The sequence below is a fragment of the Streptomyces botrytidirepellens genome (genome assembly GCF_003721215.1).
GTDB lineage: Bacteria > Actinomycetota > Actinomycetes > Streptomycetales > Streptomycetaceae > Streptomyces > Streptomyces himastatinicus.
In genome coordinates this window covers 1-8,006 of sequence record NZ_RIBZ01000722.1, presented here as the reverse complement: position 1 = coordinate 8,006, position 8,006 = coordinate 1, and the positions used below count along the sequence as shown (strand labels likewise).

Sequence of the window (8,006 nt, the reverse complement as noted above, 5' to 3'; positions counted from 1 at the left end):
GGCGGTGGGGTGCATGAGGCGGCGACGATGCTGGCCGGCGGCCAGGCCCCGCCGCCCGGCGCTCCCGGTGCCCCTGGCGCTCCCGGTGTCCCCAACATGCCGCCGCCCGCCGGTCCGCCGGTGCCCGGCATCACGCCGCCGCACGGTGTGGCACAGCCCGGGACGCCGCCGCCCGGCATGCCGCCCGGCCCCGGCGGCGGGTACGCGTATCCGCCGCCACCCGCCGGGCTGCCGACCGTCGGCCCCGGCTATATGGCGGTCCTCCGCTACCGCGCGCAGGACGGTTCCGAGCAGCAGCTGATCCGTCGTTCGGCGCCCGGCACCCCGCACCCGGAGTGGCAGATCCTGCATGAGCTGCGGGCGATGAACGTGCCGCCGCAGCAGGTGCTGGAGCTGCACACCGAGCTGGAGTCGTGTGATCTGCCGGGCGGCTACTGCGCCCGGATGATCCGCGAGTCGTGGCCGCAGGTGCGGATCAGCCACACGGCGCCGTACGGGCGGGACCACGCGACCCGGCAGCAGGGCGTGCGGCATCTGATCGAGCACCAGGGCGAACTGCACCAGGTGGCGGACGGCCCGGCCCGCCCGGCGCCCAACCGGGTGCCGTTGCCGCACCCCAGCCAGGTGCAGCCGATTCCGCCGGTGCCGCCGGAGGGGCTGGCGCAGGAGCTGGGCCAGGCGTTCGGGCCGCAGGGCATCGTCCGGTTCGACCAGCGCGCGGTGTCGCGGCAGGGCGTACCGGACGTGGTGGCGCAGACGCTGGTGTGGGCGGGGCTGCCCGCGGACTTCGGCCCGTTCTTCTGGGCCCAGGCGCAGCAGGGGCGCCCGGTGCCGACGCTGGCGGAGCTGGCGGCGGAGCGCGGTGTGCAGCCCGCGGCCGACGCGGGGTCGTACCTGGTGATGGGCAACGACTTCGGCCGTCAGCTGTGCGTGCAGTACGGCACGGCGCACATCGTGGCGGTGCCGCTGGAGGCGGCGCCGCAGCCGGTGCCGGCGCAGTTCGTCAACACCGGTCTGCCGGAGTTCGTGCGCTGCATGGGGCTGCTGGGCCGCATGTGGCGGCTGCGGTACGGGCTGACGCCGGAGCAGGCGGGCCGTTGGACCGTCGACTTCCAGGCGCAGCTCGCGGCGCTGGACCCGGCCGCCCTGTCCGCGCCGGACAACTGGTGGGCCGTGCTGCTGGAGCAGATGTGGGACGGTCTGCTCTGACGTCCTGCCTGACCCGGGCCTGACCCCGGCCTGATTCCCGCCGGAGCGCGCCGAGCGCGCGCCCCATCGAGGCGCCCGACCCCCGTGACGGGGGCGGGCGCCTTGTCGTTGTGGTACCCGGGCGGGCCCCGGCCGGGGAGATGGGCGGAGTGTCGCGTTATGGGCGATAAGACCCCATCCATCAAGATGTGCGCCGGAGCGCGTTGCCTACCGGACTAAGGGGTTCCAAGGATGGGCGCATCGGTGTCACGTCATGGCTTCACCATCGGCGGACGGGGCCGTGGCTACCGTCCCGCGCAGGTCGACCGCTATGTGGCGGAGCTGTCCGAGGCGCGTGACGCGGCGTGGGAACGCGCCGCGCGCCTCACCGTTCTCGCCAACGAGCTGGCCGCCGACGCCGAACGGCTGCGTGAGGTGATCGCCCAGCTGGCCCCCCAGACGTACGAATCGCTGGGCGACCGCGCGCAGCTGATCCTGATGGCGGCCGAGGAGGAGGTGGGCTGTCTGCGGGCCGCGGCCGAGGCGTCGGCGCAGGAGGAGTGGGAGGCCGCGCAGGCCGCGGCCCGGGTCGTCCGGGACGCCGCCCGCGACGAGGGCGAGCGGGTGCGGGAGGCCGCCGAGGCGTCGGCGCGCAGCACCCTGGAGGCGGCGCAGGCGGAGGTGGAGGAGTTGCGCGCGGCCTCGCGCCGGGACGTCAAGGAGTGGCGCAGCGAGTCTCTGGCGGCGCTGAAGGAGATGCGCGGGCGTACCGCGGCGATCCTCGCCGAGCAGGAGCGGGAGCACGCGGACCGGTGGGAGGCGGCCGGGCATGAGCTGGTCGAGCGCGATGCGGCGATGACGGCACGGCTGGTCCAGATGGAGGAGCACGCCCAGACCAGGCTGGCGGACGCCAAGCGGGAGTACGCGATGGCGGACCAGGCCGCGCGGCTGCGCCAGGAGGACGCGCAGGCGCAGGCGGCGGAGATCGTCGCGCAGGCCCGGGCCCGGGAGGAGCGGCTGGCCCGGGAGACGGAGCGGACCCTGCGCGAACACGTGGAGCGGCGCGAGGAGCTGAAGGCCCACCTGGAGCACGTGCGCGGCAGCCTGACGGCCCTGACGGGCAAGCCGGTCTCGGAGGACGCCGCCTCCGGCCCGCACCCGCAGCCGCGCCCGCACCCCGAGACCTGACCCCCGAGACCTCCCAGCAGCCCGGAGTCCGGGAGCCCGTAAGCCGGGGAGTCCGGGTCAGGTCTCCCGGGTGGGGTTCGCCGTCAGCGGGTCGGCGGCGGATTCCGCTTCCGTTCCGCTTCCCGCCTCGGCGCGGACCGGGAAGCGGCGCGGGGCGAGGAACAGCAGGGCCAGCAGGGCGAGGACGGCCGCGGAGGCGGCGCCCAGGTAGACGTGGTCGACGGCGTTGTCCACGGCGCGCCGCAGATAGTCGGCGGCCCCGGCGCTGAGGGCGCCGGGGCGGTCGAGGGCGTGGGAGACCGAGTCGAGGTCGCCGGGGAGCCCGTCGCGGATGCCGGACGGGGCGGCGGCGAGCCGGGAGGCGAGCGTCGCGTTGGCGACCGCGCCGAACAGGGCCGCGCCGATCGACTGGCCGACCTGGCGGCAGAAGAGGATCGAGGCGGTGGCGGTGCCGCGCTCGGCCCAGTCGACGGAGGACTGTACGCCGACGATCAGCGGGAGCTGGAAGAGCCCGAGCGCGGCGCCGAGCAGCAGCATGATCAGCGCGGGCTGCCAGGCGGCGCCGGGGTAGGGGAGCAGGGGGAAGGCGGCCAGGATGAGCGCGGCGGCGCCGATGCCGATCATGGAGCAGTTCCGGAAGCCGACGCGGTTGTAGACGCGGCTGCTGAGGGCGGCCGAGATGGGCCAGCTCAGGGTCATCACCGACAGCACGAATCCGGCGGGGATCGGCCCGAGGCCCAGCACCGACTGGGCGTAGGTGGGCAGGAAGACGGTCGGGGCGATCATGAGGAGCCCGAGGGCGCCGAGCGCGAGGTTGACCGCCGAGATGGTGCGCCGCCGCCACACCCAGCCCGGAATGATGGGTTCGGCGGCGCGCCGTTCGATCCACACGGTCAGGGCCGCGCATCCGGCGCTGGCCGTGAGCAGGGCGAGGGAGGGCGCGGAGCGCCAGCCCCAGGCCACTCCGCCCTGGACGAGCGCGGTCAGCAGCAGTCCGCCGCAGGCGAAGATGGTGAGGGCGCCCGCCCAGTCGATGCGGGGCCGGGTCGCCCGCCGCCGTACCGGTTCGTGCAGATGGCGGACGATCAGGGTGAGGGCGAGCGCCCCGATCGGCAGGTTGATGAGGAAGATCCAGCGCCAGTCGGCGTACCCGGCGAGCACTCCGCCGAGCGCGGGGCCCGTGACCGCGGACAGGGCCCAGACGGAGGAGAGCCGGGCCTGGATCTTGGGGCGTTCCTTGAGCGGGTAGAGGTCGGCGGCGACCACCTGGATGGTGCCCTGGAGCGCCCCGCCGCCCAGTCCCTGGACGATGCGGAAGGCGATGAGGGAGGCCATGTTCCAGGCTCCGGCGCACAACAGCGATCCGATGAGGAACACGATGGTGCCCGCCACCAGGACGGGCTTGCGGCCGAAGGTGTCGGAGAGCTTCCCGTAGACCGGCAGGGTGACGGTGACGGCGAGCAGATAGCCGGAGAACAGCCAGGAGAAGACCGAGAAGCCGCCGAGATCGCCGACGATCTGCGGAACGGCGGTCGAGATGATGGTGGAGTCGAGCGCGGTCAGCGCCATGGCGAGCATCAGCGCGGCGACGACGGGGCGGCGTCCGCGGGGCGTGGCGGGGGCTGCCCCACGGGGCGGGGGGTTCTCCCGGGGAGGGGGATTTCCGGGGAGCGGGGATATGGAGTCCGCGTCGGGTCCTTCTGCGGTGCCGCCCACCGTGGCGCACTCCCTCCGCCGGTCCGCGCCGGCTCTGGTGTCCAGTTCTTGTACGACCCACCATTCCATGCCGCCTCAGGGCAGGGGAAGGACGCATCAGGGCTGCTGAGGCCGCGGACTTGCGCCTTCCGTTACGTGAGGGTGCAGAGTCGACCCCGAGTCGCGCTCCACCTCAGGGCCTACTCCCCTAGGGGATGGGCTGCCTTTCCTCCTACCCGGGGTTCGTCCCGGGGAAGGACGAGCCGGGGTGTACCGCTCTCTACTGTGGTTACGGCCAGCAGGACCGAGGGGGGTAGGGCTGGCCCCACCCGAAGACGGCGCCGGGCCTCATCGTCCCGGCCGCCGCTTTCCGGAAGGCTCATCATCACGCTCGACCAGGCGATCGGGGACGTGTGACCGTCCCGGATCCGATATAGACGATAAAGAGGAGTACACCGTGACAACGGCCGTATCGATTCCCAAGACCGGGGGCAGCGGAGGACATACGGCCGTTGCTGCCCGGGCACGCCAGGTGGTCAAGGCGTACGGTTCCGGCGAGACCCGGGTGGTCGCGCTGGACCACGTCGACGTGGACATCGCCCGCGGCCGCTTCACGGCGATCATGGGCCCGTCCGGTTCCGGCAAGTCGACGCTGATGCACTGCCTCGCGGGGCTGGACACCGTCTCGTCGGGACAGATCTTCATCGACGAGACCGAGATCACCGGACTCAAGGACAAGAAGCTCACCCAGCTGCGCCGGGACCGGGTCGGCTTCATCTTCCAGGCGTTCAACCTGCTGCCGACGCTCAACGCGATCGAGAACATCACCCTGCCGATGGACATCGCGGGCCGCAAGCCCGACCGGGCCTGGCTGGACCGGGTGGTGCAGACCGTCGGTCTGGCCGACCGGCTGAAGCACCGTCCGAACCAGCTGTCCGGCGGTCAGCAGCAGCGCGTCGCGGTGGCCCGCGCCCTGGCCGCCCGCCCCGAGATCATCTTCGGTGACGAGCCGACCGGAAACCTGGACTCCCGGGCCGGTGCCGAGGTGCTGGGCTTCCTCAAGCGGTCCGTGGACGAGCTGGGGCAGACGATCGTGATGGTCACCCACGACCCGGTCGCCGCCTCCTACGCCGACCGGGTGCTGTACCTGGCCGACGGCCGGATCGTGGACGAGATGCACAGCCCCACGGCCGACCTGGTTCTTGAGCGCATGAAGCATTTCGACGCCCGTGGACGGGTGTCATGACCGTCCTCAAGACCTCACTGCGCAACTTCCTCGCCCACAAGGGACGGATGGCGCTGTCCGCGATCGCGGTCCTGCTGTCCGTGGCGTTCGTCTGCGGCACGCTCGTCTTCACCGACACCACCAACGCCACGTTCGACAAGCTCTTCGCGAGCACGGCGTCCGACGTCACGGTCAGCCCGAAGGGGGCCGGCGACAACGACACCCGGCAGGGCCGGGTCCGTACCCTGCCGGGCTCGGAGCTGGCGCAGCTGAAGCAGGTCGATGGCGTCAAGTCGGTGACCGGGGACGCCACCAGCCAGTCGGTCACCGTCGTCAACCGGAAGGGCGACAGCATCGGGCCCAGTTCCGGCGCCCCGACCATCGGCACCAACTGGGACACCACCGAGCACCGCTCGGTGAAGCTCACCTCCGGCCACTCGCCGCGCGGCCCCACCGAGGTGATGGTCGACGCCGACACCGCCGACACCAAGAAGCTGAAGCTCGGTGACAGCCTGCGGATCATCGCCGTGCCCGGTGAGTTCCGCGCGAAGATCGTCGGCATCGCCACGTTCCAGGTGACCAACCCCGGCGCCACCATCGTCTACATGGACACCGACACCGCGCAGCGCAAGCTGCTCGGGGCGCCCGGTGTGTACTCCAACTACGCGCTGACCGCCCAGCCCGGCGTCAGCAACGACCAGCTGAAGAAGAGCGTCGTCGCCGAGCTCGGCACCGGCGTCAAGGTGCAGACGAAGGCCGAGGCCAGCAAGGAGGCCGAGAGCGACATCGGCTCCTTCCTGGACGTCATGAAGTACGCGATGCTCGGCTTCGCCGGAATCGCCGTCCTGGTCGGCATCTTCCTGATCGTCAACACCTTCTCGATGCTGGTCGCCCAGCGCACCCGCGAGATCGGCCTGATGCGCGCCATCGGGTCGAGCCGCAAGCAGATCAACCGGTCGGTGCTGATCGAGGCGCTGCTGCTCGGCGTCGTCGGCTCGATCCTCGGCGTCCTCGGCGGCATCGGGCTCGCGGTCGGCCTGATCAAGATCATGGGCAGCGCCGGTCTGCACCTGAGCACCGACCAGCTGACGGTGAAGCCCGCCACACCCATCGTCGGCCTCACCATCGGCATCGTCGTCACCGTCATCGCCGCCTACATCCCCGCCCGCCGGGCCGGGAAGATCTCCCCGATGGCGGCCCTGCGCGACGCGGGCACCCCGGCGGACACCAAGGCCGGGTGGATCCGCGGCGCGATCGGCACCCTGCTCACCGCGGGCGGCGCGGCGGCCCTGGTCGTCGCGGGCAACGCCGACAAGGCCGTCGACGGCTCGATGTTCCTGGGCCTCGGCGTGGTGCTGACCCTCGTCGGTTTCATCGTCATCGGCCCGCTGCTGGCCGGTCTCGTGGTCCGGGCCCTCGCCACCGTCGTGCTGCGGATCTTCGGTCCGGTCGGGCGGCTGGCCGAGCGCAACGCGCTGCGCAACCCGCGGCGCACCGGCGCCACCGGTGCGGCCCTGATGATCGGCCTGGCGCTGGTCGCCTGTCTGTCGGTGGTGGGCTCGTCGATGGTCGCCTCGGCCACCGACGAGCTGGACAAGTCGGTCGGCGCGGACTTCATCATCCAGTCCGACACCGGCCAGCCGATCACCCGGCAGATCGAGCAGGCGGCGCACCGGGCCAAGGGCCTCACGCACATCAGCGACGCCAAGCAGATCGAAGGCGCCAAGATCACCGTGCCGGGCGGCAGGACGGTCACCGAGGACCTGTCCGCGGCCGACCCGACGTACGCGGACGACCTGCGGACCCCGGTCGTCTCGGGCGACCTGGCCGCCGCGTACGGCAAGGACGCCATGTCGGTGCCGGAGGGCTTCGCCAAGAAGCACAAGGTGAAGCAGGGCGACACCCTGACCGTCGCCTTCAAGGAGGGCCGTACGGCCAAGCTCGAGGTCGCGGCGATCACCTCGGACGACGTCAGCCTGGACAAGGGCGCGCTGTACGTCAACATCGCCACCGTCGCGCATTACGTGCCCGCCAAGCTGATGCCGGCGGACGTCATGATGCTGGCGCAGGCGAAGGAGGGCCAGGAGGACGCGGCGTACAAGTCCCTCAAGGCCGAGCTGCACCAGTACCCGTCGGTCAAGGTCCGCGACCAGACCGACTACAAGAAGGAGATGAAGGACCAGGTCGGCCAGCTGCTCAACCTGGTCTACGGACTGCTGGCGCTCGCGATCATCGTCGCCATCCTCGGTGTGGTGAACACGCTCGCCCTGTCGGTCGTCGAACGCACCCGGGAAATCGGCCTGATGCGCGCCATCGGCCTCTCCCGGCGCCAGATGCGCCGCATGATCCGGCTGGAGTCCGTCGTCATCGCCCTCTTCGGTGCGCTGCTCGGTCTGGGCCTGGGCATGGGCTGGGGCGCGACCGCGCAGAAGCTGCTGGCGCTGGAGGGGCTGAAGACCCTGGAGATCCCCTGGCCGACCATCATCACGGTCTTCATCGGCTCGGCCGTGGTGGGTCTGATCGCGGCCCTGATCCCGGCCTTCCGGGCGGCACGGATGAACATCCTCAACGCCATCGCCACCGACTGAGATCGGGGACGGGGCTACGGGACGGCTGCCCCTTCTTTGGGGGGAGGGGCAGCCTCTGGGGGAGCGAGGCCCGGCCCGGTGCGCGACGGGGGAGCGCACCGGGCCGGGCCTTTGCCGTGTGC

The 8,006-nt window shown here is 71.9% G+C and carries 5 protein-coding genes; 4 read left to right on the top strand and 1 reads right to left on the bottom strand.

What is annotated here, in order from left to right; genetic code table 11:
• Both EEJ42_RS36990 and EEJ42_RS36985 read left to right on the top strand, forming a co-directional pair.
• On the top strand, nt 1-1,209 hold a 1,209-nt coding region (locus EEJ42_RS36990; RefSeq protein WP_246097608.1), incomplete at its 5' end, for an SUKH-4 family immunity protein.
• A gap of 231 nt (nt 1,210-1,440) precedes the next feature.
• Complete coding sequence (locus EEJ42_RS36985; protein WP_123106564.1) at nt 1,441-2,376, top strand: coiled-coil domain-containing protein; 936 nt, start codon at nt 1,441-1,443, stop codon at nt 2,374-2,376.
• A gap of 57 nt (nt 2,377-2,433) precedes the next feature.
• On the opposite strand, the gene EEJ42_RS36980 is transcribed toward EEJ42_RS36985, so the two are convergent.
• Entirely contained in the window at nt 2,434-4,092 is a 1,659-nt protein-coding gene (locus EEJ42_RS36980) for an MFS transporter (protein ID WP_425473014.1), read from the bottom strand.
• Between the two features lie 436 nt (nt 4,093-4,528).
• Between EEJ42_RS36980 and EEJ42_RS36975 the strand changes: the two genes are divergently transcribed.
• Together EEJ42_RS36975 and EEJ42_RS36970 are read left to right on the top strand one after the other, a co-directional pair.
• Nucleotides 4,529-5,317: an ABC transporter ATP-binding protein gene (locus EEJ42_RS36975; RefSeq protein WP_123106563.1), complete on the top strand. Its 789-nt coding sequence runs from the start codon at nt 4,529-4,531 to the stop codon at nt 5,315-5,317.
• Nucleotides 5,314-7,884 (top strand): ABC transporter permease, encoded by a 2,571-nt coding sequence (locus EEJ42_RS36970; RefSeq protein WP_123106562.1) that lies wholly within the window; start codon nt 5,314-5,316, stop codon nt 7,882-7,884. Before EEJ42_RS36975 ends, EEJ42_RS36970 begins: the two co-directional genes overlap by 4 nt.
• The last annotated feature ends 122 nt before the right edge of the window (nt 7,885-8,006 follow it).

Bases quoted from the DNA above. Each gene is read 5' to 3' on its own strand.
- EEJ42_RS36985 (WP_123106564.1), top strand. From the start codon at position 1,441: ATGGGCGCATCGGTGTCACGTCATGGCTTCACCATCGGCGGACGGGGC.
- EEJ42_RS36970 (WP_123106562.1), top strand. From the start codon at position 5,314: ATGACCGTCCTCAAGACCTCACTGCGCAACTTCCTCGCCCACAAGGGA.